Source organism: Cupriavidus oxalaticus (assembly GCF_016894385.1).
Lineage (GTDB): Bacteria > Pseudomonadota > Gammaproteobacteria > Burkholderiales > Burkholderiaceae > Cupriavidus > Cupriavidus oxalaticus.
On record NZ_CP069811.1, the window covers coordinates 1,728,037 to 1,751,444 of the forward strand.

The 23,408-nt window shown below is 69.7% G+C and carries 23 protein-coding genes; 11 read left to right on the forward strand and 12 right to left on the reverse strand.

Annotation, left to right across the window (positions count from 1 at the left end):
- Positions 1 to 21 precede the first annotated feature (21 nt).
- The 3 genes from JTE92_RS07620 to JTE92_RS07630 all read right to left on the reverse strand — a co-directional run bounded on the left by JTE92_RS07620 (position 22) and on the right by JTE92_RS07630 (position 2,100).
- Positions 22 to 849, reverse strand: a complete 828-nt coding sequence (locus tag JTE92_RS07620; RefSeq protein WP_063240568.1) for a hypothetical protein — start codon at positions 847 to 849, stop codon at positions 22 to 24.
- Positions 850 to 919: 70 nt separating this feature from the next.
- Positions 920 to 1,312 (reverse strand): flagellar transcriptional regulator FlhD, encoded by a 393-nt coding sequence (gene flhD, locus JTE92_RS07625; protein ID WP_084254728.1) that lies wholly within the window; start codon positions 1,310 to 1,312, stop codon positions 920 to 922.
- The gene (locus JTE92_RS07630) at positions 1,309 to 2,100 is read right to left on the reverse strand and encodes a helix-turn-helix domain-containing protein (RefSeq protein ID WP_084254729.1); all 792 of its coding nucleotides are present in this window, start codon (positions 2,098 to 2,100) and stop codon (positions 1,309 to 1,311) included. Before JTE92_RS07630 ends, flhD begins: the two co-directional genes overlap by 4 nt.
- Positions 2,101 to 2,337: 237 nt before the next feature.
- On the opposite strand from JTE92_RS07630, the gene JTE92_RS07635 reads away from it, so the two are divergent.
- Both JTE92_RS07635 and JTE92_RS07640 read left to right on the forward strand, forming a co-directional pair.
- Positions 2,338 to 4,302 carry a PAS domain-containing hybrid sensor histidine kinase/response regulator gene (locus JTE92_RS07635; RefSeq protein WP_063240569.1) on the forward strand — a complete coding sequence of 655 codons (1,965 nt, stop codon included), beginning with the start codon at positions 2,338 to 2,340 and terminating at the stop codon, positions 4,300 to 4,302.
- Between the two features lie 135 nt (positions 4,303 to 4,437).
- Positions 4,438 to 5,418, forward strand: a complete 981-nt coding sequence (locus tag JTE92_RS07640) for a Bug family tripartite tricarboxylate transporter substrate binding protein (protein ID WP_063240570.1) — start codon at positions 4,438 to 4,440, stop codon at positions 5,416 to 5,418.
- Between the two features lie 48 nt (positions 5,419 to 5,466).
- On the opposite strand, the gene JTE92_RS07645 is transcribed toward JTE92_RS07640, so the two are convergent.
- Both JTE92_RS07645 and JTE92_RS07650 read right to left on the reverse strand, forming a co-directional pair.
- Positions 5,467 to 6,327, reverse strand: a complete 861-nt coding sequence (locus tag JTE92_RS07645; RefSeq protein ID WP_063240571.1) for an IclR family transcriptional regulator — start codon at positions 6,325 to 6,327, stop codon at positions 5,467 to 5,469.
- The gene (locus JTE92_RS07650; RefSeq protein WP_063240572.1) at positions 6,324 to 7,166 is read right to left on the reverse strand and encodes an IclR family transcriptional regulator; all 843 of its coding nucleotides are present in this window, start codon (positions 7,164 to 7,166) and stop codon (positions 6,324 to 6,326) included. The genes JTE92_RS07645 and JTE92_RS07650 overlap by 4 nt, the downstream gene beginning before the upstream one ends.
- Before the next feature lie 324 nt (positions 7,167 to 7,490).
- Between JTE92_RS07650 and JTE92_RS07655 the strand changes: the two genes are divergently transcribed.
- The 4 genes from JTE92_RS07655 to JTE92_RS07670 all read left to right on the forward strand — a co-directional run bounded on the left by JTE92_RS07655 (position 7,491) and on the right by JTE92_RS07670 (position 12,078).
- Positions 7,491 to 8,450, forward strand: coding sequence for an MBL fold metallo-hydrolase (locus JTE92_RS07655; protein ID WP_063240573.1), 960 nt, complete (start codon positions 7,491 to 7,493; stop codon positions 8,448 to 8,450).
- Positions 8,451 to 8,512: 62 nt separating this feature from the next.
- Complete coding sequence (locus JTE92_RS07660) at positions 8,513 to 10,231, forward strand: FAD-dependent oxidoreductase (RefSeq protein WP_063240574.1); 1,719 nt, start codon at positions 8,513 to 8,515, stop codon at positions 10,229 to 10,231.
- Positions 10,232 to 10,267: 36 nt separating this feature from the next.
- On the forward strand, positions 10,268 to 10,498 hold the full coding sequence (locus tag JTE92_RS07665; protein WP_063240575.1) for a DUF2783 domain-containing protein: 231 nt from the start codon (positions 10,268 to 10,270) through the stop codon (positions 10,496 to 10,498).
- 161 nt (positions 10,499 to 10,659) lie between these two features.
- Positions 10,660 to 12,078, forward strand: coding sequence for an MFS transporter (locus JTE92_RS07670; RefSeq protein WP_063240576.1), 1,419 nt, complete (start codon positions 10,660 to 10,662; stop codon positions 12,076 to 12,078).
- 74 nt (positions 12,079 to 12,152) lie between these two features.
- Here the strand turns inward: JTE92_RS07670 and JTE92_RS07675 are convergent, their stop codons facing one another.
- On the reverse strand, positions 12,153 to 12,461 hold the full coding sequence (locus JTE92_RS07675) for a hypothetical protein (RefSeq protein ID WP_063240577.1): 309 nt from the start codon (positions 12,459 to 12,461) through the stop codon (positions 12,153 to 12,155).
- A 183-nt stretch (positions 12,462 to 12,644) separates the two neighbouring features.
- On the opposite strand from JTE92_RS07675, the gene JTE92_RS07680 reads away from it, so the two are divergent.
- Positions 12,645 to 12,866, forward strand: a complete 222-nt coding sequence (locus tag JTE92_RS07680; RefSeq protein WP_063240578.1) for a DUF2188 domain-containing protein — start codon at positions 12,645 to 12,647, stop codon at positions 12,864 to 12,866.
- Between the two features lie 65 nt (positions 12,867 to 12,931).
- Complete coding sequence (locus tag JTE92_RS07685) at positions 12,932 to 14,326, forward strand: erythromycin esterase family protein (RefSeq protein WP_063240579.1); 1,395 nt, start codon at positions 12,932 to 12,934, stop codon at positions 14,324 to 14,326.
- A gap of 84 nt (positions 14,327 to 14,410) precedes the next feature.
- Here the strand turns inward: JTE92_RS07685 and JTE92_RS07690 are convergent, their stop codons facing one another.
- The 3 genes from JTE92_RS07690 to JTE92_RS07700 all read right to left on the reverse strand — a co-directional run bounded on the left by JTE92_RS07690 (position 14,411) and on the right by JTE92_RS07700 (position 16,490).
- Positions 14,411 to 14,689 carry a BON domain-containing protein gene (locus JTE92_RS07690; RefSeq protein WP_063240580.1) on the reverse strand — a complete coding sequence of 93 codons (279 nt, stop codon included), beginning with the start codon at positions 14,687 to 14,689 and terminating at the stop codon, positions 14,411 to 14,413.
- A 16-nt stretch (positions 14,690 to 14,705) separates the two neighbouring features.
- Positions 14,706 to 15,263, reverse strand: a complete 558-nt coding sequence (locus tag JTE92_RS07695) for a BON domain-containing protein (protein WP_063240581.1) — start codon at positions 15,261 to 15,263, stop codon at positions 14,706 to 14,708.
- Positions 15,264 to 15,347: 84 nt separating this feature from the next.
- Entirely contained in the window at positions 15,348 to 16,490 is a 1,143-nt protein-coding gene (locus JTE92_RS07700) for a flavodoxin family protein (protein WP_063240582.1), read from the reverse strand.
- A gap of 340 nt (positions 16,491 to 16,830) precedes the next feature.
- Here JTE92_RS07700 and JTE92_RS07705 point away from each other — a divergent pair, with 340 nt between their 5' ends.
- On the forward strand, positions 16,831 to 17,409 hold the full coding sequence (locus JTE92_RS07705) for a CinA family protein (protein ID WP_063240583.1): 579 nt from the start codon (positions 16,831 to 16,833) through the stop codon (positions 17,407 to 17,409).
- 82 nt (positions 17,410 to 17,491) lie between these two features.
- Complete coding sequence (locus JTE92_RS07710) at positions 17,492 to 17,860, forward strand: hypothetical protein (protein ID WP_063240584.1); 369 nt, start codon at positions 17,492 to 17,494, stop codon at positions 17,858 to 17,860.
- A gap of 154 nt (positions 17,861 to 18,014) precedes the next feature.
- On the opposite strand, the gene JTE92_RS07715 is transcribed toward JTE92_RS07710, so the two are convergent.
- The 3 genes from JTE92_RS07715 to JTE92_RS07725 are packed head-to-tail and all read right to left on the reverse strand — an operon-like array spanning position 18,015 to position 19,529.
- Positions 18,015 to 18,644, reverse strand: a complete 630-nt coding sequence (locus tag JTE92_RS07715) for a hypothetical protein (RefSeq protein ID WP_063240585.1) — start codon at positions 18,642 to 18,644, stop codon at positions 18,015 to 18,017.
- A gap of 27 nt (positions 18,645 to 18,671) precedes the next feature.
- Complete coding sequence (locus JTE92_RS07720) at positions 18,672 to 19,109, reverse strand: PA2169 family four-helix-bundle protein (protein ID WP_063240586.1); 438 nt, start codon at positions 19,107 to 19,109, stop codon at positions 18,672 to 18,674.
- Between the two features lie 36 nt (positions 19,110 to 19,145).
- Positions 19,146 to 19,529: a hypothetical protein gene (locus JTE92_RS07725; protein ID WP_063240587.1), complete on the reverse strand. Its 384-nt coding sequence runs from the start codon at positions 19,527 to 19,529 to the stop codon at positions 19,146 to 19,148.
- A 463-nt stretch (positions 19,530 to 19,992) separates the two neighbouring features.
- Between JTE92_RS07725 and JTE92_RS07730 the strand changes: the two genes are divergently transcribed.
- The gene (locus tag JTE92_RS07730; RefSeq protein WP_063240588.1) at positions 19,993 to 23,400 is read left to right on the forward strand and encodes an alpha-1,4-glucan--maltose-1-phosphate maltosyltransferase; all 3,408 of its coding nucleotides are present in this window, start codon (positions 19,993 to 19,995) and stop codon (positions 23,398 to 23,400) included.
- The last annotated feature ends 8 nt before the right edge of the window (positions 23,401 to 23,408 follow it).

The following is a 23,408-nucleotide window of genomic DNA, read 5'->3' on the forward strand; positions in this document are numbered from 1 at the left end:
CGATCAGCGCGATCAGCGCGATCAGGCCGCGCTGCTCTCGCAGCCGGGGCCACCGGGCTGTTCCGGCGAGCAGGCCGAGCGGAAGCGCTCGATCTGTTCGTGGAAGCGCTGCATCTGCTCGAGCTGGTAGCGCGCATGGTCGGCGCCGTATGGCTTGCCCAGTTCATGCAGCGCACCGTCCGCGGCCCGCGACAGCCCTTCGAGCGCCTGGGCCAGCGCCCGCCCTTCCACGCTGCCATGCCGGCGCAGGCGCCACGACAGCGCTTCCTGGCCCTGGCCGAACAGGCTCTGGTCAAGATGGCCAAGCCGGTCGGCCGTGGCCTGCGCGTCATGAAGCGCCGCCAGGTAGGCGCACACCGTCGACAGCCGCTGGTTCATCTCGCCGCCGCGGCCCAGCAGTTCGCCGGCGCACCTGCGCAAGCGCTCTGCCGCGCCGCGCTCGCCCGCCGGCAGGCCGTCGGGCACATATGTGGCGAGCGGTCGCACCGACAGCGCCAACCCGGGTGGCAGCACACTGGTGCACAGGCGGGCCAGCTGGCGCTGCAGCGCGCCATCGAGCTCGCAGCAGGCCGCCACATCGGCCTCGACGTAGAAATCCAGCGACGCCTGCCGGCCCTGCCCGCTGACCATCACCGTGCGCACCGGCTGGTATCCGGCCTGCACCAGCACGCGAAGCCCGGCTTCGATGCAGCGCTGCGCGAAGCCGTCGCCCGGCAGCGCACGGACCAGGGCGTGTGCGTGCGGCACGCCGGTGATTTCGGTGCGGGTCGGCAAGAACGCGCCCGGATGGCTCGGGTTGCCGGACAGCCGCAGGCTGGTTTCGACGTAACTCGGGGCAGTACCCGTCATCAATGACTCCGTGTTTGGTTTGCCATGGCCGTGCGGCCGCTGGCGGGGTGCGCAAGTGCGAGGGCCGGCATCAGCGCGTCCCGCCGGCAGGCTGCGAGGCCATCACGATCGCCGCATGCATGCCCCGCAGCGGGTGCCGCGCCTCGGCTGCCGTCAACGATGCCAGCACCTTGCAGTCGTCCAGCCGGAAGCGGCACAGCAGCAGGTTCGAGCGCGCCAGGGCCATCATCTGCGCCGGGGCCAGCGCGGCCAGCGCGCGCCCCAGGTCCTGCCGCATGCCGAGCCGGAACAGCGCCTCGGCCTCGTGCTGGCGCAGCAGGCGCTGTGCCAGCATCAGGTATGACAGGTTCAACTGCTGGATGTCGCGCAGGATTTCAGCGCCGGCAGTGCCTCGGTCCGCCGCGCCGGGCGTCGTGCCTGGGCTCGCGTCCGCGGCGCGGGCGTGCTCCGGCTGGCGCTTCATCGGTTGGATGCCGCGGAACCAGCGGCGGCACCTTCGGTACCGGCATCGGTGTCCGGAGCGGTGTGCGCCGAGATCGTCGGGCGTTCTGCGATGATGCGCAACGCGGGCTTGTCCAGCAGCTCGACGCAACGGTGCCGTACGCGGATCAGCCCGGTCTCGGCCAGCCGCGAGAACTGGCGGCTGACCGTCTCCAGCGTCAGGCCGACATAGCTGCCGATTTCCTCGCGGCTCATGCGCAGGATGAACGCCGACGATGAAAAGCCGCGCGCGGCGAAACCGTCCGCCATCCACAGCAGGAACGTCACCAGCCGCTCCTCGGCCGTCATCAGCGCCAGCATGGTCTGCATGGCCCACGCGCGCCGGGCCTGGTAGTCGAGCGCCGGGAACAGCTGGCTGGACAGCGCGGGCGCTGCCGCCGTGGCGGCACTGCCCGGGTCGATCGCGATCACACACAGCTTGGTGTCTTCCAGCGCCGTGGCATACGACACGTAGCGAGGGCGCGTGAGGCTGTCGAGCCCGACCAGCTCGCCCGGAAAATGGAAGCCAACCACCTGCGTGCGCCCGTCTCCGGTGGTGACATGGGTCTTGACCGTGCCGACGCGGATCGCATAGAGCGCAGTGACCGGATCGCCGATCAGGTATAGCGGCTGCCCCTTGCGCAGCCGGACGCCGCGCCGCGGCTGCTGTACCAGGCCGGCCGCGTGGCAGCCAGGCGCCTGGGGGCAACTGTCGCAGCAAGGCAGGGCATCGGGCGGCGCGGACCGGCCTTTGGTCGGTGGCAATTGCATTGTTTCGTGACAAAGATTGACGGCGTAAAAAAATGCCTGCGACCATTCTATGAATCACGCACCGCGTAACAATCTGTATATTCCGAATCACCCTTCGAAGCTTCCGAGCGCGCAGGCGCCGGCGCCCGCCTGCTTCGGCGCGGGGCGGGGTATGCTTACGGGACAAGCGGCGCCGCGCCACGGCGCGCGCTTCCGGACAACGCCGGCAAGCCGGCAGCAGCGAACCCGGATTTCGCCATGAAGAAAGCCCCCGCCGGCGCCGACGGCCCGGCCGCACAGGCGTCGCCCCGCGAGGCGCAAGCCAGCGCGCCCAGCGACGCGCCCTACCGGACCCTGGTCGAGTCCGTGCAGGACTACGCCATCTTCACACTCGATGTGACCGGGCATGTGTCGAGCTGGAACAAGGGCGCGGCACGCATCAAGGGCTATACGCGCGAAGAGATCCTGGGCAAGCACTTCTCGACCTTCTACACGCCCGACGCCGTGGCACGGCACTGGCCGGATGCCGAGCTCAAGGCCGCCGCCGAGCTCGGGCGCTTCGAGGACGAAGGCTGGCGCGTGCGCAAGGACGGCAGCCGCTTCTGGGCCAATGTGGTGATCACGGCGCTCAGGGATCCCGACGGCAAGCTGATCGGCTTCGGCAAGGTGACCCGCGACATGACCGCGCAGCGCCGCACCGCCGAAGCCCTGCGCCAGAGCGAGGAAACGCTGCGGCTGCTGGTGGAGGGCGTGAAGGACTACGCGGTCTTCATGCTCGATCCCGCCGGCAATATCGTCAGCTGGAACTCCGGCGCCTCATACATCAAGGGCTACCGCCGCGACGAGATCCTGGGCCGGCATTTCTCGGTGTTCTATTCGCCCGACGACATTGCCGCCGGCAAGCCGGGGCGGCTGCTTGAGCAGGCCCGGCGCGCCGGCCGCGTCGAGGACCAGGGCTGGCGCGTGCGCAAGGACGGTTCGCTGTTCTGGGCCAACGTCACGCTGACCGCCGTCTACGACGAATCGCGCGCGCTCCGCGGTTTTGCCAAGGTCACCCGCGACATGAGCGAGCGCCGCCGCAACGAAGAGCTGGAGCGCTCCAGCCAGCGCATGAGCGAATTCCTGGCCACGCTGTCGCACGAGCTGCGCAATCCGCTGGCGCCGCTGCACAGTGCGCTGGCGGCGATGCGGCTCGCGCCCGGCAACCCGGCGCTGGCCGACAAGAGCCTGAGCCTGATCGAACGCCAGGTCACGCACCTGAGCCGGCTGGTCGACGACCTGCTCGACATCGGCCGCATCACCTCCGGGCGCATCGAGCTGCGCACCGGGCCGCTGGAGTTCAACGAAGTCATCGCGCTCGCCGCCGAGGCGGCACGGCCTTCGCTCGAGGCCAAGTCGCAGCGCGTCGCGGTGCAGACCCACGCCGCGTCGATCCCGATGCACGCCGACAGGACCCGGCTGGTGCAGGTGATGCAGAACCTGATCCTGAATGCGTCGAAGTTCTCGCCGGCGCAGACGACCATCAGCATCGTCACCGCCGTGCAGAAACGTACCCTTCTGGTACAGGTGATCGACCAGGGCCGCGGCATCGCGCCGCAATCGCTGGAAGACATCTTCAACATGTTCGTGCAGGAAAGCCGCCCCGGCACCGATGTGCAGGGCGGGCTGGGCATCGGCCTGTCGCTGTGCCGCGCGCTGGTGGAACTGCATGGCGGCACCATTGCCGCGGCCAGCGCCGGGCCGGGCATGGGCAGCACCTTCACGCTGCGGCTGCCGCTGCCGGTGGCGCACGAAGCCGCCACGATGCAGCCCCCGCACGCCGCAGCCGGTGGCCAGGCCAGCATCGTGCTGCAGGCACAGCGCATCCTGCTGGTCGACGACAACCGCGATGCCGCCGACAGCCTGGCGATGCTGCTGGAAATGTGCGGCTACGACGTGACCATCGCCTACGATGGCGTCGAAGCGCTGCACGTGGCGCCGCGCTGCCGCCCGCATATCGCGCTGATCGACCTGGCCATGCCGGGCATGGACGGCTTCGAGGTGGTGCGCGCCATGCGCGGCGTGGCCGGCACCGGACAGACCCGCTACGTCGCGCTGACCGGCTTCGGCCAGCCTGCCGACCGGCAGCAGAGCGAGCGCGCGGGGTTCGATGCGCACCTGGTCAAGCCGGTGGAGCTGGAAACGCTGTTCGGCACCATCGCGCGCCTGCAGCGGCCCGAATGAGTTGCCCCGCAACCGCCCACTGCACCCCGTGCCGGCGGCGGAAGGCCACCTTCGCCAAAGCCAAACCCGCACCCGCTTGCGCTGCGACACACTGAGGCCCGTTCCATCGCCAGAAAACACTTGGAGGAGACAGCGATGCAGGGTTGGATCAGGCGTGCAGCCAGCGGGCTGCTGTTGGCATTCGCCGCCACGGCGGCAGGCACCGCAATGGCGGACTACCCGGACAAGCCGGTCCGGCTGGTGGTGCCCTTCCCGCCCGGCGGCGCGACCGACCTGCTGGCGCGCGAGATCGGCAATGCCCTGTCGGCGCGGCTGCACCAGCCGGTGGTGATCGACAACCGGCCCGGCGCCGGCGGCAACCTGGCGGCCATCGCCGTGGCGCGCGCCCCGGCCGACGGCTACACGCTGCTGTTCGGCACCTTCGGCTCGCTGGCCGTCAACAAGAGCCTGTACGCCAGGCCCGGCTACGACCCGCTCAAGGATTTCGCCCCGGTCGCATCCGTGGCCTACCTGCCCAACGTGCTGGTGGTGCATCCATCGGTGCCGGCGCGCAACGTGCAGGAACTGCTGGCGCTGGCGCGCAAGGAGCCGGGCAAGCTGACCTATGGCTCGTTCGGCAACGGCTCGTCGTCGCACCTGGCGGGCGAGCTGTTCACGCACCTCGCCGGTGTCAATATCGCGCACATTCCGTACAAGGGCAGCGCCGCGTCGATGACGGACCTGATCGGCGGCCGCATCACGATGATGTTCGACAGCGTTTCCACCGCGCTGCCGTACATCCGCGACAACCGCGTGCGCGCGCTGGCGGTGACCACGCAGAAGCCCTCGGAACAGCTGCCGGGCGTGCCAACGCTGGCCGCCGCGGGCGTGCCCAACTATGAACTGACGGCGTGGTTCGGCGTGGCGGCGCCGGCCGGCACGCCCAAGGCCGTGATCGACCGGCTCAACGGCGAGATCGTTGCCGCGCTCAAGCAGCCGGACCTGTCGGCGAAGCTCGCGAGCCAGGGCACGGTGCCGTTTCCGGCCACGCCCGCGCAGTTCGGCAGCTATATCCGCGCGCAGTACGAGAAGTGGGACGGGCTGATCAAGTCCGCCAATATCCGGCTGGACCAGTAAGCGGCCGGACCAAGCGGCCGGACCAAGCGGCCGGACCAAGCGGCCGGCTCAGCCGGCCGCGCCGCGCAACGCGCCGAAGCGCCACGACAACCGCCGCGCCGCCTGCCGCACCAGCGCGGCGGGCGCGCCCTCGGTGCCGCTGTCGAAGCTTCCGCTCGATCCCATCACCGCGATCACCAGCGCCAGGCTGCCGGTGTGGTCGAACACCGGCACCGCCAGCGTATCGATGCCCGGCACCGGGTGGCTCAGCGCGTTGTCGATCTGCGCCTCGCGCACCTGTGCCAGGCGGGCGGCGTAGTCGGTCGTGAGATTTCCGTCTTCCCCCAGCACCTGCCCGACGGCAGCGCCGGCCATGCGCAGGTAGTCGGTCTGCAGCAGCCCGGCGAGCACGTTGCCCGGCAGATGCGCGGCCACGGTACGGCCGATCGCGGTATGGACCAGCGACAGCACCGTGCCGACGCGCAGGCTGACATGCTGCGGCCGCGCCGATTCCTCCAGCCTGACCACGGTCGGACCCATCGGGCCCAGCACGGCCATGGCCACGCTCAGGCCAGTGGTGCCGGCCAGTTCGATCACCTCGGGCTCGGCCTCGCGCGTCGGCGACAGCCGCTGCAGCGCGACCAGGCCGAGCTCCAGCCCCAGCGGGCCGCACAGGTAGTTGCCGGCGGCATCGCGCGCGAGCAGTCCGGTCTTCTGCAGGCTGACCAGGTGCGGGAAGGCCTTGGCGGCGGGCATGCCGGCAGCCAGCGCGAGGTCGCGCAAGGTCAGCGGACGGCCCGCCGCGACCAGCGCGCCCAGCAGCTGGCCGGTGCTGTCGAGGGACTGGATGCCGCGCTGCGGCTTGCCGCCCTCGGCGTCGGCATCCGGGCCGGCGGTGCCGTCCGGGTCGGGTATGCGGGTCGGGGTCATGCCGGGCTTTCCTCTTCCTCGCCTTCCGCACTCAGGATCGCTGCGATATCAGCCGCTGCTGCCAGCAGCGCGCGTGCGGCGGTGCCGTTCCAGTCGACGTCGATGGCGCCGGTCGAGCCAACCAGCGTCAGCACCAGCCGCAGCGTCCCGGCAGCGTCCAGCACCGGCACGCCGAGGCTGCTGACCGCGGGGCTGGGCGTGTCGATGCTGCGCTCGATGCCGCGCTCGCGGATCTCCTCCAGCGCAGCACTGAAGTCCGCCAGTTGAGCGTCGGTGGCGTCCGGCTGCTGCGTGCGCCACAGCGGCTGCCACTGCGCCGGCGGCCGGAACGCACAGTAGACGCGGCCGGTGGCGGTGGCCGCCAGCGCCATCACCGTGCCCACGTGCAGGTTCACGTGCAGCGGCGCGCTGGCGGGCACGTAGCGCACGATGGTCGGCCCCTGCGGCCCGGCGATGCTGATGGCCACGCTGAAGCCCGACGACCGCGCCAGCGCGTCGACGCGCGGCAGCGCGGCGCGGTAGGCCGGATCCTGCTCCAGGCGCAGCATGCCCAGCTGCAGCGATAGCGGGCCGGGCTCGTAGCGGCCGGAGACATGGTCGCGCTTGAGCAGGCCCAGGCGCGTCAGGCTGACCAGGTAGGCATGCGCCTGCGCCGGCGCCAGCTGCGCGGCCTCGGCCAGCGCGGCCAGCGGCATCGGCACGCGCGCCGCCGCCAGCGCGGCCAGCAGCCGGCCGCCGACTTCCACGCTCTGGATGCCGCGCTGGGCCTTGTCAGCCTTTTCCGGCTTCCCTTCCTGTTCAGCCTTGCCGGCCGCGCCGGTTGCCTTGCCCCTGGCCATCGCCACCTTGTGTGATCGGAAAACCCGGATATTAATCGAACGCCATCCACGCGCCCTCGAATCGGGGTAAACCCGCAATCGAGCGGCACCCGGTCCGTTGGTCTCGTGGCCGCACCGTTATTTGTTATAGACGAACGAATTAGCTATTGATTAATTCAACGGTCTTTCCTAAGATTGCACTACCCCGTCGCAACACGCCGGCACCGCCGCGTGGAAGACCAATAGAAACGGGGGCGAGACAGCCCGTGCCGCCAGCCCCGAATGCGGCACACCCGCCGCGCGCACGCGCCGTCTTGCCTCCCCCACACACAAAGGAAAGACGCCATGTCCAAGGCATTCGCATCCCAGGCCGACCTCGAAGCCAAGCAAGTCACCTTCACCCAGCTGTCCGAGAATGCCTGGGCCTACACCGCCGAGGGCGACCCCAATTCCGGCGTGATCATCGGCGACGACGGCGTGATGATCGTCGACACCACCGCCACGCCGGCGATGGCGCAGGACCTGATCGCGCGCATCCGCACCATCACCGACAAGCCCATCAAGTACGTGGTGCTGTCGCACTACCACGCAGTGCGCGTGCTGGGCGCATCGGCCTACTTCGCCGAAGGTGCGCAGCAAATCATCGCCAGCCGCGGCACGTGGGAAATGATCGTCGAGCGCGGCGAGGCCGACATGAAGTCCGAGATCGAGCGCTTCCCGCGCCTGTTCGCCGGCGTCGAGACCGTGCCCGGCCTGACCTGGCCGACGCTGGTGTTCGACAAGGAAATCACGCTGTTCCTCGGCAAGCTGGAAGTGCGCATCGCCCACCTGGGCTCGGGCCACACCAAGGGCGACACCGTGGTCTGGCTGCCGCAGCAGAAGGTGCTGTTCTCCGGCGACCTGGTCGAGTACGACGCCGCCTGCTATTGCGGCGACGCCCAGCTCGAAGAATGGCCCGCCACGCTCGACGCGCTGCAGGCGCTCAACCCCGAAAAGCTGGTTCCGGGCCGCGGCCCCGCGCTGACCACGCCGGAAGAGGTGAAGAAGGGCCTCGCCTACACCAAGGACTTCGTCACCACGCTGTTCCAGTCGGGCAAGGAAGCGGTGGCCGAGAAGCTCGACCTGAAGGCCGCGATGGCGCATACGCGCCAGGCCATGGATCCGAAGTTCGGCCATGTCTTCATCTACGAGCACTGCCTGCCGTTCGACGTTTCGCGCGCCTATGACGAGGCCAGCGGCATCCGCCACCCGCGCATCTGGACCGCGCAGCGCGACAAGGAAATGTGGGCCGCGCTGCAGGACTGAGCGACAAAGACCCATAACAAGTCGGGCAACGAAGCAACACAGAGTTGGATGGAGAGACAGGCATGAGCAGCATCGACTACCAGCGGTTGTCGTTTGAGTACCAACCCTGCGCGGAACAGCGTGCCGGGCAGGCGGATGGCCCGGTCCATCCTGTCGTGGTGGTGGGTGCCGGTCCGATCGGGCTGGCCACCGCCATCGACCTGGCGCAGCGCGGCGTGCGCGTGGTGCTGGTCGACGACGACTGCACGCTGTCCACCGGTTCGCGCGCCATCTGCTTCGCCAAGCGCACGCTGGACATCTTCGACCGGCTGGGCTGCGGCGAGCGCATGGTGGAAAAGGGCGTGAGCTGGAGCGTCGGCAAGGTGTTCCTGCGCGACCAGCAGGTCTACAGCTTCGACCTGCTGCCGGAAAGCGGCCACCGCCGCCCGGCCTTTATCAACCTGCAGCAGTACTACGTTGAAGGCTACCTGCTGGAACGCGCGCAGGCGCTGCCCAATATCGAGATCCGGTGGCACAACAAGGTGGTCGGGCTGGAGCAGCGCACGGACGGCGCTGTGCTGTCCGTCGAGACGCCTGAAGGCTGCTACCCGCTGGCCGCGCGTTACGTGGTGGCGGCCGACGGTTCGCGCAGCCCGATGCGCAAGCTGCTCGGCCTGGACAGCAAGGGCCGCACCTTCCGCGACCGCTTCCTGATCGCCGACGTCAAGATGGAGGCCGACTTCCCCAGCGAGCGCTGGTTCTGGTTCGATCCGCCCTTCCACCCCAACCAGTCGGTGCTGCTGCACCGCCAGCCGGACAATGTCTGGCGCATCGACTTCCAGCTCGGCTGGGATGCCGACCCGGTGCTGGAGAAATCGCCCGAGCGCGTGATCCCGCGCGTGCAGGCGCTGCTCGGCAAGGACGTGAAGTTCGAGCTGGAATGGGTCAGCGTGTACACCTTCTCGTGCCTGCGCATGGACAGCTTCCGCCACGGCAGCATTCTGTTCGCCGGCGACTCGGCGCACGGCGTCTCGCCGTTCGGGGCGCGCGGTGCCAACAGCGGCGTGCAGGATGCCGAGAACCTGGCGTGGAAGCTGGCCTACGTGCTGCAGGGCCACGCGGCCGACAGCCTGCTCGACACCTATGCCAGCGAACGCGAATACGCCGCCGACGAGAACCTGCTGAACTCGACCCGCGCCACCGACTTCATCACGCCCAAGAGTCCCGTCAGCCGGGTGTTCCGCGACGCGGTGCTGACGCTGTCGAAGCGGCACGCCTTTGCCCGCGGCCTGGTCAACAGCGGCCGCCTGTCGGTGCCGGCGGTGCTGCACGGCTCGCCGCTGAACACCGGCGATGCCGATGACGGGTATGCCGGCGGCATGGTGCCCGGCGCGGTCTGCGCCGACGCGCCGGTATCCGGGCCGCAAGGTGCCGGCTGGCTGCTGTCGCACCTGGGGCAGGATTTCACCGTGCTGCTGTTCGGCAATCCCGATGCCATCGACGCCGCCACGCTGGCGGACCTGTCCGCGCTCAGGCAAGGCAACGTGCCGCTGCGGCTGGTCTACGTCACGGACGCGGCGCAGCCGGCGATGACCTGTTCCAACGCCACCGTGCTGCGCGACGACCAGGGCCTGGCCGCGGCCCGCTACGGCGCCGCGCCCGGCACCTGCTACCTGGTGCGTCCCGACCAGCATGTGTGCGCGCGCTGGCGCCGCGCCGACCCTGCAGCGATCCGCGCTGCGCTGGCGCGCGCCACCGGAGTCGGCCTGGCCGCGCCGGCCCCTGGCCGGATCGCTGCCTGAATCACGCCGGACAGCACGAGAACAGGAGACGACAACATGCCCGCCACCCTCAATACCCAACCCAACCTCGCCCGGCCCGACGATTTCTACGAAGCGCTGATCGAGATGCACCGCGATCTTGACGACGCCCAGAGCCAGGCCGCCAACGCGCAGCTGATCCTGCTGCTGGCCAACCATATCGGCGACCACGACGTGCTGCTGGCCGCGCTGCAGGCGGCTCGCGAAGGCGTGGCCGACATGCCGCGCGCCGCGGCGCCGGCAGCCTGACACGGCACGGGCGCGGCCACGCCGCGCCCTACCCCGCTCTTTCCCTGGCCTGACCCGGGTCCGCCAGCTAACGCGCAACAGACGCGCCCGGCGGCGCCATTCCCTGGCTGCAACCACCCCGACGCAACAACCGCAGCCACCCACATACGGAGACAAACAGCATGAGCCATCCGGTCTCAGGGGATCTTGCGTCCCTGCATCTGACGCCCGCCAACACCACTGCCTCGCCCGTGCTGGCGGCGCGCGAGGAAGACGCGCTCTACCGCAAGGTGTGGCTGCGCATCATCCCGTTCCTGTTCGTCTGCTACGTGGTCTCGTTCCTGGACCGCATCAACATCGGCTTCGCCCAGTTGCAGATGAAGCAGGACCTCGGCTTCAGCGACGCCATGTACGGGCTGGGCGCCGCGATCTTCTACGTCGGCTACGTGCTGTGCGAGGTGCCCAGCAACATGCTGCTGGCGCGCTTCGGCGCGCGCCGCACCTTCACGCGCATCATGGTGCTGTGGGGCCTGGCTTCGGTGGGCATGATGGCCGTGTCGACACCGGCGCAGTTCTACACGCTGCGCTTCCTGCTGGGCGTGTTCGAGGCAGGCTTCTTCCCCGGCATCGTGCTCTACCTGACCTACTGGTTCCCGGCGCGGCGCCGCGCCGCGGTCATGGCGATCTTCTTTGCCGGCGTGGCGGTGGCGGGCGTGCTCGGCGGCCTGGTGTCCGGCTGGATCATGCGCGACATGGCCGGCGTGCTCGGCCTGCAGGGCTGGAAATGGATGTTCGCGATCGAAGGTGCGCCCGCGGTCTTCCTGGGGCTGATTGCCGCACGCTGCCTGGTGGACGGTCCGGAACAGGCCCGCTGGCTCAGCGCCGGCGAGCGCGCTTACCTGACCCGCGCCGCGAGGGGCGAGGCGGCCAACGCCGCCGATGCAGGGAAAGGCGGCCATTCAGGCGGCCATTCAGGCGGCCATTCGCTGCAAGCGCTGCGCCAGGTGCTGCGCAACCCGCGCGTGTACCTGTTCGCCTTTATCTATTTTTCGCTGACGTGCGGCTCGCTCGCGCTGAGCTTCTGGATGCCGCTGATCATCCGCGACTTCGGCATCACCGATGTGATGTCGGTCAGCCTGTATTCGGTAGTGCCCAATGCCGTCGGCGCGGTCGGGCTGATCCTGATCGCGCGCCATTCGGACCGCACCGGCGAGCGCCACCGCCATTTCCTGCTGTGCACCGCCGGCGGCGCGCTGGCGCTGGCCGCGCTCACGCTGCACCCGTCCAGCCTGGCCATGATGCTGGCGATCCTCTCGGTTGCCGCCGTGCTGATCTTTGCCGCGCTGCCGGTGTTCTGGTCGCTGCCGCCCAGCTACCTGCCCGGCGCGGGCGCCGCGGCCGGCATCGCCATGATCAGCAGCGTCGGCATCACCAGCGGCATCGTCAGCCCGTGGGTGATCGGGCAGATCAAGACCCGCACCGGCAGCCTCGACCATGCACTGTTGCTGCTGGCGGCATTGCTGCTTGCCAGCGGGCTCGCGATGTGGCTGGGCGTGCCGCGCCAGCCCGCGCAAGGATCCCGCCAGGCCCGGCAGGATTAACCTGCGGGAGGGCCTGCAACGGGGTGTCTTCAAACCGGAATGTCCGCACCCGCGCGGGTGCGGCGTTCAGTCGTTCAGTGGGACCGGCCGCAGGGAATGACCTGCGCGATCTCCTCGCGCATCACCTCGACCACATCATCGATCTCCAGCCCTTCGGCCGTCACCAGCACGTCCTGTCCGCGGCCGATCGCGTAGACCACGCCGCGCCAGCGGCCGGGCTCGACGGCCTCGCACAGGCGGATATTGAATTCGGTGTCCTGGTCCTGGCTGTACACGGTCACCAGGTCGCCAACCTGGGGGGCCCGCACCGATTCTCCGTCGAACGCCCGGGCCACCACGGTCACCGGCGACTGCGTCAGTCCCCTGGCAAATCTTGCACGCATGGTCCGCTCCTCTAATGCGATCCAAGTCCAGCTTACAAGAGGGGCGCCAAATAACCAGAAATTTCCGTGCAAAAGTCGGGCTTGCTGCCCTCCGTGTGCGCTCCGGCCTGTCAGACACCGCCGGATAGACAGCCGCCGTACATCGCCCACAATAAAGGCATCGACAGCCAAGGAGACAGCAAAATGGGCACCAGCATACACGTTGTGCCGCATCGGGACGGCTGGGACGTCATCCATGAAGGCGCCCGCTACGCCGAATCCCACCACGACACCCAGGAAGAAGCCATCGCCGCCGCGACCACGCAGGCGCAGCGCGAGCATGTCGAGCTGCTGGTCCATGGCCGCGATGGCCAGATCCGCTCGCGCAACAGCTTCGGCCACGATCCACGCACCATACCGGGCTAAGCCCGGTCTCGCCGGATAACGCCTCCGGCGCCTGATCCTGCGCAGGCTCCTGCGCAGGCGCATCAATGCCAGCGCACCGGAACGACCGCAGCGACCCCAACGATCTGAAGGCAGCTGCCGCGATCGCAGCCGCGGCGGTGCCGTTGCCGCAGGTCGACGACCCGGCGCAGAGCCCCTTCTCCGGTCCCTTCTCCAATGCACTTGCGGTGCAGGCGGAAGCGCTCGCTGCGCACCGGGTGGTGCTGCTTGGCGAAAGCACGCACGGTACCGCGGAGTTCTACCACGCGCGCGCCGCGCTGACGGCGCAACTGGTGGCGCGCCACGGTTTCCGCATCGTCGCGGTGGAAGCGGACTGGCCCGACGCCGCGGCGGTCGACCGCCATGTCCGCGGCCGGCCCGCGCAGCCGGCGCAGTCCGCAGAAGCGCCGGCCGAAGCGTTCACGCGTTTCCCGGTGTGGATGTGGCGCAATCTCGAAGTGGCGCGCTTTATCCGCTGGCTGCACGCGCACAACGCGGCCCTGGCCCCGGCGCAGCGCGCCGGCTTCTTCGGGCTCGACATCTACAGCCTGCGTGCCTCCATGGCGGCGGTGCTGGCCTACCTGGACAGCGTCGATCCCGAAGCCGCGCGCGCGGCGCGCGAGCGCTACGCCTGCCTGGAACCGTGGGGACGGGACCCGGCGCGCTATGGCCGCGCCGTTCTGCACGGCACCCATGAAGACTGCGAAGACGCCGTCATCGCGCAATTGCAGGAGCTGCTCGACAAGCGTCTCGCCTACGCCCGTGCCGGCCATGAAGACTACCTGGATGCCGCGCAGAACGCGCGGCTGGTGGCATCGGCAGAGCGCTACTACCGCGTGATGTACCACGGCAGCGACGACAGCTGGAACCTGCGCGACACGCACATGTTCGAGACGCTGGCGCAGCTGCTGCAGGCGCACGGGCCCGATTCGCGCGCCGTGGTGTGGGCGCACAACTCTCACATCGGCGATGCCTCGCACACCGAAATGGGCAGCGCGAACGGCCAGCTCAATATCGGGCAGCTGTGCCGCGAGACCTTCGGCGATGCCGCGGCACTGGTCGGCCTGAGCACCTACGCCGGCACGGTGGCCGCCGCGACCTGGTGGGATGGCCAGATGGAAATCAAGACCGTGCGGCCCGGGCGGCCCGGCAGCTACGAAGACCTGTTCCACCAGGCCGGGCACGCGCAATGCTGGCTCGACTTGCGGGGCGCGCGCAGCGGCGTGCTCGACGACGCCCGCACCGTGTTGCTGCCGCCGCGGCAGGAGCGCTTCATCGGCGTCATCTACCGGCCCGAAACGGAATTGCAGAGCCACTATGCGCGCGCGACACTGCCGCGGCAATTCGACGCGCTGCTGTGGTTCGACCGCACGCGTGCGGTCCCGGCCTTGCCGGCCAGGCCGGCGCCGGGCGCGCCGGAGACCTGGCCGTCCGGGCTATAAAGGCTGTTTGCGGGATGTTCTGGCGCCTTCGGCTCCGACGCCGGATCGCCATGCCGCTGTGCCGGCGGCGGCCTCGCGTTGCGCCTACCCGCCGGTGCGGTCCGGCGCCACGCTGACGTGGTTGACGACCTCTCGCACGCCGCCGGCCGCGCGGATGCGCGCCTCGACCGCCTCGCGATCGGCCAGCGTGCCGATCGCGCCTTCGATGGTGACGCACCCGTCTGCGACGTTCAGCGCGATCTCGCTGACATCGAGGCCGCTGTCCCACAGCCGCGCGCACAGCGCGGCCTGCAGCTCGACGTCAGCGGCGGTGGCAGCGGTGCCGCGCGGATTGGCTGGCCGTGTATCGGAGGGATCCTGCATGCGTGACCCTGCGGCGTCAGTACATGCGCATGCCATGGCCCGGATGCGCCGCATCGCCACGCACCACGCGCAAGTGGTTGACCACCTCCTTGACGCCATAGATCTCGTCCGCGATATCTTCGATCCGGTACTTCTGCTGGCGACGGGGCACGCAGCCCTCCAGGGTGACCACGCCCTGTTCCACCCGCACCTCGACATCTTCGACCTCCAGCCGGGCGCTGCGCGCGAGCTGCTCGCACAGGTCCTCGAGGATGCGCGCATCGCTGCGCTGGTAGTTGCGCGGGCCTACCGGGTGTACGGGGCGCGCCTGGCGCGGGCCGCCACGATACAGGTCCATGCGCTCGTTGTAGCCGGTGAACTGGCGGTAAGGATCCCGCCCGCGCGGCGCTTGCCGGGCGCGGGCGTCTGGCGCGCTGCCTGGCTCCCAGCCGTGCGTGCCGCCGAACTCGCCGGGGTCCACCGGCTTGTCATAGTCGTAGACGCCATAGGCGCCCACGTAGTGGCTGCGCATGTCGGTGTCCGGCACGGCGCTTTCGTGCCAGGGTTGTCCGCGCCGGTTGTCTCGATGGTCCATTGTCGTCTCCGCTTGCCGTGCCGGTACCTGCAGCGCCGCGCTCTGCAGCACCGCTATCTGCCTCACCGCTATCTGTCTCACCGCTTATTTCTGCCGCGGCGGCACCAGGCCGCGGTCGGGCTTGCTGAGCCTGCCGGCGCGCAGCTGCCGCACCGCGCACGCCAGCGCACGCGCCACGTTGTCCACTTCGCCGGACACGCCGTCATCCTCGTCCAGTTCCGCATGGCTGGTGGCATACGGCTTGTAGTAGCCGATAAACCGGTCCAGCCGCGCCTGCGGGCCGGCGTCGATCAGGCCCATCCAGTCGAGCCAGTCGGACAGCGCGCGGCGCACGCCTTCGATGCCGGCCACGTCGCCGTGGACCACCAGCCCATAGGTACGCCCTGCCAGGTGCCTGGGATAGTCCCACCCCGCCAGTTCGATCGACTTGGCACGCACCACGTCCTTGCCCTGCGTGCTGGTCGGGTCCGGGTTGCCGCCATCGGCGCAGACCAGCCGGTCCATCATCAGCTTCAGCGGGCTGCTGGCCTGGTACCAGTAGACCGGCGTGACGATCAGCACGCCATGGCAGCCGGCCCAGCGCGGATAGATGTCGTTCATCCAGTCGTTGACCTGGCCGAGCGCGTGGTTGGGGTAGCAACTGCAGGGCCAGTGGCAGAGCGGCATTGACGTCGAAACGCAGCCCTTGCACGGATGGATGCGCAAGTCGGCATCGGAGGTGAGCAGGCTCAGGTCGAGCATATCGATCTCCATGCCCTCCGCTTCCAGCATCGCACGCGCGCGCTGCGCCAGGCGCCAGGACTTGGACATCTCGCCGGGGCAGGTGTAGTCATTGCGCGCGGCGGCACAGACCAGCAGCACGCGCGAGGGCGTGGCGGGGTCGGCCTGCCGCTGCTGCGCGGCGCGGACCGCCTCGCTGGCCGCGCGCCATTCGTCGGACAGCGCGTAGTCCGGATCGGCGTAGCCGGGCCCGGCCTTGTGCTTGAGCGGTGCCTTGCGGCCCTCGTGGTAAGCCTCCCAGGCGATGCGCTCGAGCCGCGCCAGCGCTTCATCCTCGTCACGGTAGGCGGGGTCGGTGAAGCGCGCCATGAAGCGCTGCCGGAAGGTTTCGCGCGGCAGCGGCCCGCTCACCTGTCCCTTGCGGACATCGGCGGGATCACCGGGATAGCGCTGCTTGCGGGGCGCATCCGGCGCCGGCCGGTTCGGCTTGTGCGTCGGGTCTGGCATAGGTGTCTCCGTGCGACTCTGGGGTGTGTGCTGGTGCAGGACATGCAAGATAGGCGCCACCATCCGCCGCCACGTGCAGCGCGCGCGGCCACGCAGCTTTTACAAGGCCGTTGCTGGCGCTGCATGTACATTTTTCCTCGCTTGCGGCGCCGGCGCGACGCTGTGACGACCGCCGTGCGGCGCTTCGCGGGTGCGGCGGCACTGGCACGGAAACTGCCGCCGCTGCCATCAATTCCACTCCCGATGCCGTCATGGATGTCATGGAAATTCCGGCCGATGTGATGCGCGCGGACGAGGCGGCGACGAAGAATCCCGCTGCACCGTTCCGGAGTTCGCGCCAATGACCCGACGCGACGCAAGCGCAGGCTCGGGCGATAACCGCAGCGTCGCCCGTTACCTCAGGCGCCACGGCCTCCACGTGGTGACCGCGGAATCGTGTACCGCGGGCCTCATTGCATCGCGCATCGCCGAGGTGCCGGGCTGCGGCGATGTCCTGTATTGCTCCATCGTCGCGTATTCGCCGTCGGCGAAGGAGCAGTTGCTGCGCGTGCCGCCGGAAACCATCCGCCGGTACGGGCTGACCAGCGAGGAAGTGTCGCTGGCGATGGCGCTGGGCGCGATGCAGCTCACCGGCGCCGACCTGGCGCTGGCGAACACCGGCGTGGCCGACAACGGCGGCGACGGTGACACCCCGGCCGGCACGCAGTGCTTTGCCTGGGTCTTCCGCCGACCCGGCCATGCCGGCCGCGACGTGCTGGCCGCGCCGGCGGGCGTGGCGGTGTTCACGGAAACCCGGCGCTTCCCCGGCGAACGCAATGCCGTGCGGGAAGCCGCGGCGGACTGGGCACTGGCCCGGATCTGCCAATACCACGAACTGGCGCGCCGCGGGGAAGGCAAGCGCACCGCGGCGCGCGACTGAATTGCCGGACACGCCCCTCGGGCGCAACGGCATAACCCAGGGCCCTGGGCCCGACCGACGTAGTCTTGCAATGGAGACCATCATGAAACGCACCCTCGCTACCACGGCACTGGTCGTCGGCACCGCGCTCTGCCTGCCGGCCTTCGCCCAACAGGCTCCGGCCTCGCCTACCGCGCCGAATCCAAGCGCGCCGCCGATCGAAGGCGCCGGCGCCTCGCGCAACCAGCCGGTCACCCCCGGTATGAGCACGGCCCCGGCCGCCACCGACATGACCACGGCGCCGACCGACACCACCAAGGACACCGCCAAGAAGTCCAAGTCGAAATCCGGCAAGCAGGCCGACACCGCCCGCAGCAAGAAGCCTCGCGAACAGGGCGCGCCAGCAGCGCCGACCGCCGATGCGCCAAGCGGCCCGAAGGGCGACACGCCGGATCCTGCACCCAAGCAGTAAGCGCATGCAGTGAGCGCACGCGTGGCCAATGCCGTCGGCTAACCACCGTCGTTCCCGCGCAGGCGGGAACCCGGTGACTTCACCCCGAAGGGGATGTGAAAGGACGCTGGAGCGGGCTTCAGCGGACGCGCTCCCGCGCTGCCTGGGGCGCTGCTCAGGTATCCCCGCGCAGCGCCCGGGTCGCCTGTGCCAGCGCGGCTTCACGCTCGCGCTTGCGCCAGCGATGGCAGCGCCAGAGCTCTTCCAGGTATGGCAGGCCGCCCAGCAAGGCGACCGCCAGGAGCAGTCCGCCCAGATAGCCTGGCGGCAGTGGCACGGGCTTCCACGCCAGCGCCAGGCGCGCCGTTTCGCTGCCCGCGCCGAACAGCGCCAGGAACTGGCCCCAGTGCATCACCACCACGTATGAGGCCGCAGCCATCGGCAGGACTTCGAGCAGGCTGTGCATATGCTGCTCGACCGGCGCGATATGGCGGCGCTTGCTCGCGTACTGCACATCCCACCACGCCGTGGCCTCGTGGATCACCAGCGCCGCCAGCACCACGGCGATCACCAGCGCATTGACTTCCAGGAACAGCACCATCAGCAGCGGCAGCCCGACCTCGGCCAGCATCAGCATGTGCAGCAAGGATTCGCGCACGCCGGCATTGCGCTCGATGTGCGTAAGGCGGTGGCACAGCCAGTCCCCTGTGCCGGCCAGCAGCCAAAGCGGCACGAGGCCGTACATCAACACCAGGCGCGCGGCATGTTCGAAGGTTTGCAGGTCGGCAGACGCGGCAGCGGGCATGGTGGGGAGAGGATTCCGACCGCGACACTAGGGACGCGCCGGCTGCGCACGGTATTGTTCGCGCAGCACCCGGAACAGCTCATGGCTGACCTGCACGCCGCGATACTGGCGCCGCACGACCGCCCGCATGCGCGAGCCCAATACGTGCGCTCGCAACGCACGCGCATAGCGCCGCTGCACCGCCAGCTCGCCCTTGCTGACCGCGTGCAGGATGGCGCGGTCCGAGCGGTGCTTGCCGGCGCCGTGCCGACATGCCGCGGCCGGCATTGCCTCTGGCAACTGACCGAGCTCCAGCAGGCACGCCTGCAGTTCCTGCGCGGCCAGCGCGAAGGCGTTGGCGCGGCTGGTCAGCAGCGACTTGAGATGCGGGTTGGCGGCAGCGTGAGCCGCGCGCCGGCAGCCGAGCTCACCCTCGCGCGAGACCGCGATCAGCGCGTTGAGCACCAGGATCTTTTTCTTTGCCATCGCACACCTGCCTGGTCCGCGGCCGGACCCGTGAAGTCATCGATCGGGGCCGGCCGAGGCCGGCGGTTGCTGGCGGGCGCCCTGCGCATGGCGCATGTCGGCGCGGGACAAGGATAGTGGCTCGGCGCCTGCGCCGCCAGTGCTGTCGCGCGCCGTGCCAAAGGCCCGGCGCGATGCCGCTTGCCAGGCCTTGCGTGCCTCGCGCATGCCGCGCAGGTTCATGGCGATCAGCGCCAGCTGCAGCACGATCAGCGCATGCGCATCGCCGTGCCATCCCCAGGCGATCCACAGCGCGTTGCTGGCCAGGAACACCCAGAACCCGGCGCGGCGCCGTCTAATGGAGCGCGATCCCACCAGCCATGTGGCCAGCACCGTCACCACCATGGCCGGCCATTGCGCAGCCTCCAGCCACCAGTCCATGCAAGTTCCCCCGGCTTGTCCATCGTGGCATGGGGCAAGAAGCGTACCGGGCAATGCGCCCGGCGCTGCATGGCCGGCCCTTGGCTTAATGCCGTTCAGTTAACCACCGTCGTTCCCGCGCAGGCGGGAACCCAGTGACTTCAAAAGACGCTGGATTCCCGCCTGCGCGGGAATGACAGTCGTGGTTGATACCCTTAACTGAAGGCATTTGGCCCGCGGCTGCTTCTTTCCATGGGGCATGGCGTACCCGGTACTTTTTACAAGCGGTAGCGTTTCGCGCACATTGCCTTTCGGCGGAAATCCTTTGGCACGGCGGGGCTCCGCCGCATATCTTCTATCGAGCGGGCGCGCTGGCACGCACTTCGCATGGGTGATGCGCATGGGTATGCCATCCCGCCGGCTGGCCATCTGGCGCCGGGCGGGTGACTGTTGCTCCGCCGGAGCCAAACACCGGGAGGATTTTGTGCGGATCTGCCAGATCGACCTGACCGGAACCCCGGACGCCGACGAACACGGCTTGCAACGCGTGGCGGCGCTGGGCTTCGACCACGTACTGATCGGCGGCTGGCCGCACCTGTCCGGGACCGACACGCTGGCGGCGTGCGCCCGGCACGGGCTGGCGCCGCTGCTCGACATCTCGCTGGACCGCTACAGCGCCGATGGGGAAGGCGCTCCCGATCCGGGCTGGATCGACGCCGCGGCCCCAGCCTTCGCCCCTCACGAAACCGACAACCATCTTCCCGGTGCACGCCTGCGCTGGCATGACCCGCAGGTGGCCGAAGCATTGGTGCGATGGTGGGCCGCGCGGCTGCGCCTGGCATGGGCCTCGGGCGCAGCCGGCTTCTGCTGCCGCGCGCCGGCACGCGTGCCCGGCAGGCATTGGGCAGCGCTGGCAGAAGCGCTGCGCAACGAAGCTGCGCCCCCCGAAGCGAGCGGCACGCCGCGCCTGCTGGCGTGGACGCCCGGCCTGACCCCCGCGCAGCTGGACGACCTTGCGCCCGCCGGCTTCGATGGCGCCTTCTGCTCGCTGCCCTGGTGGGACTTCCGCAGCGCCTGGCTGACCGAAGAGATCGCGCGGCTGCGCCGCTTCGGCCGCGTGCTGGCGGCGCCGTCGCTGACACCTGCCAGCCAGGATGCGCTGAGCGCACGCCGTGCGCTGTGGACCGCCGCCGCCATCGGCGACGGCATCCTGGTGCCGGCCGGCTTCGAGACCGGCGGGACGCTGGCGCGCGACCCGCTGGCTCCCGACGGCGCCGGCCAGGATGGGGCCCCCTATGACATCACGCATGAACTGCTCGAGGCGACCACCTGGCTCGCCTCGCGCGATCCCGCGCCGGCGCTGGCGGTGCGGCTGCTGAGCGGGCCCGGGGCACCACTGACGGTGCTGGCGCGGTTGCCCGCGCCGGACGGCTTGTGCGCAGACCCCGCGGCAGGCAATGGCTTTGCCGAGCCCGACGGCGCCGCGGCGCTGATGGTGGTGGTCAATCCCGACCCGATGGCGCCCGGCACGCTTGGCGCCGACCGCGTGCTGAGCGCGCTGCCGCATGCCAGCGCCCATCTCGAAGCCACGCCGGGCGGACCCGGCGGCACGCCGGACGCCAGCCACCGGCTCGACGCACTGGGGTCGATCACGCTTGCACCGGCCGACATCCGCCTGTTTGAAGCGCCGCCGGTGCCGCTGACCCGGCCCGGCATGCCGCGCGCCGATGCCAGCACGCCGCGCGGACATGAAACCCTTTCCGCGACCGGGCTGGGCAGCGTGGTCGCCGCCATGGAAGCCCCGCGCATCGCCATCGAGCGGGTCGAGCCCGCCTGCGACGACGGCCGCTTCGCGGTGCGGCGCGTGGTGGGCGAGCGCGTGGAAGTCAGCGCCGATATCTGGATGGACGGCCACGACAAGCTCGCCGCCGCGGTGCTGTGGCGCGCCCCGGGCGAGACCGACTGGCACGAGGCACCGCTGTTGCCCGTGATCAACGACCGCTGGCACGGCAGCTTCCCGCTGGTGGCGCTGGGCCGGCATGAGTTCACGGTCGAGGCGTGGCGCGATGCCTATGCCAGCTGGCTCGACGAAATCGGCAAGAAGCGCGCGGCCGGCCTCGACGTCAGCCTGGAGATCGAGGAAGGCGCCCGGCTGGTTGCCGACGCGCTGCTGCCGCCCGCCGCCGGGAAGGGCAGGAACGGGAAGAAGGGCAATGGCAGGAAAGGCGGCCGGGAGCCCGCCCCGGACAGCGAACTGTCCGCCATCGTCGATGAACTGACCGCTGCCGCGGGCAATGACGAGCAACGCCTGGAGATCCTGCTGTCGCCCCGCACCGCTGCCGCCATGCAGGCCCACATGGCCACGCCGGCCGGCAGGCAGTTCGCCTCGCGCCACCCGGTGGCGCTGCCGGTGGAAGCCGACCGCCTCGCCGCCCGCTATGCCAGCTGGTACGAACTGTTCCCGCGCTCGCAAAGCAACGACGAGCAGCGCCACGGCACCTTCGACGATGTCATCGCGCGGCTGCCCGCCATCCGCGCGATGGGCTTCGACGTGCTCTACTTCACGCCCATCCACCCGATCGGCCGCACCCACCGCAAGGGCCGCAACAACAGCCTGCGCGCCGAGCCCGGCGACCCGGGCAGCCCCTATGCCATCGGCGGCGAGGAAGGCGGACACGATGCCTTGCATCCTGAGCTGGGCACCTTCGACGATTTCCGCCGCCTGTGCAACGCCGCCGCCGCGCACGGGCTCGAGATCGCGCTCGACTTCGCGATCCAGTGCTCGCCCGACCATCCGTGGCTGAAAGACCATCCCGAATGGTTCGCGCACCGCCCCGACGGTTCGCTGCGCTACGCCGAGAATCCGCCCAAGAAATACGAAGACATCGTCAACGTCGACTTCTATGCCGCGCCGCCGGCAGGGGCCGCGCTGTGGCAGGCGCTGCGCGACGTGGTGATGTTCTGGGCGGATCACGGCGTGCGCATCTTCCGCGTCGACAACCCGCATACCAAGCCGCTGCCGTTCTGGGAGTGGATGATCGCCGACGTGCGCGCGCGCCATCCCGACACCATCTTCCTGGCCGAGGCCTTCACGCGGCCGAAGATGATGGCGCGGCTGGCCAAGCTGGGCTTCAGCCAGTCGTACACCTACTTCACCTGGCGCAATACCAAGTGGGAGCTGACCGAGTACCTGACCGAGCTGACGCAAGGGCCGCTGCGCGAATTCTTCCGCCCGCACTTCTTCGTCAATACGCCGGACATCAACCCCTACTTCCTGCACCACGGCGGCCGCCCCGCATTCCTGATCCGCGCGGCGCTGGCCACGCTGCTGTCGGGCCTGTGGGGCATGTACAACGGCTTCGAGCTGTGCGAGAGCGCGCCCTTTGTGCTTAACGGCACGGTGCGCGAGGAGTACCTCGACTCCGAGAAGTACCAGCTGCGTGCACGCGACTGGCACCAGCACGGCAACATCGTCGCCGAGATCTCGCGCCTGAACGAGATCCGCGCCAGCCACCCCGCGCTGCAGAGCCACCTGGGGCTGCGCTTCTACCATGCCGGCAACGATGCCGTGCTGTGGTTCGCACGCTTCCTCCCGGGCAGCGACTACCTGTTCGGCGACGACGTGCTGCTGGCCGCGGTCAACCTGGACCCGCGCAACGCGCACGAGGCCGATATCGAACTGCCGCTGTGGGAATGGGGCCTGCCCGACCATGCGCGCGTGGCCGTGCACGACCTGATGCGCGGCCAGCGCTTCGAGCTGCACGGCAAGCACCAGCGCATCCGCCTCGACCCCGCGCAACTGCCCTTCGCGGTGTGGCACGTGCGCCCGCTGGACCGGCCGGCGCCGCGCCCCGCCGCCGCCCCGGCATCGACCGACCCGCATGGCGCCTGACCGGCATA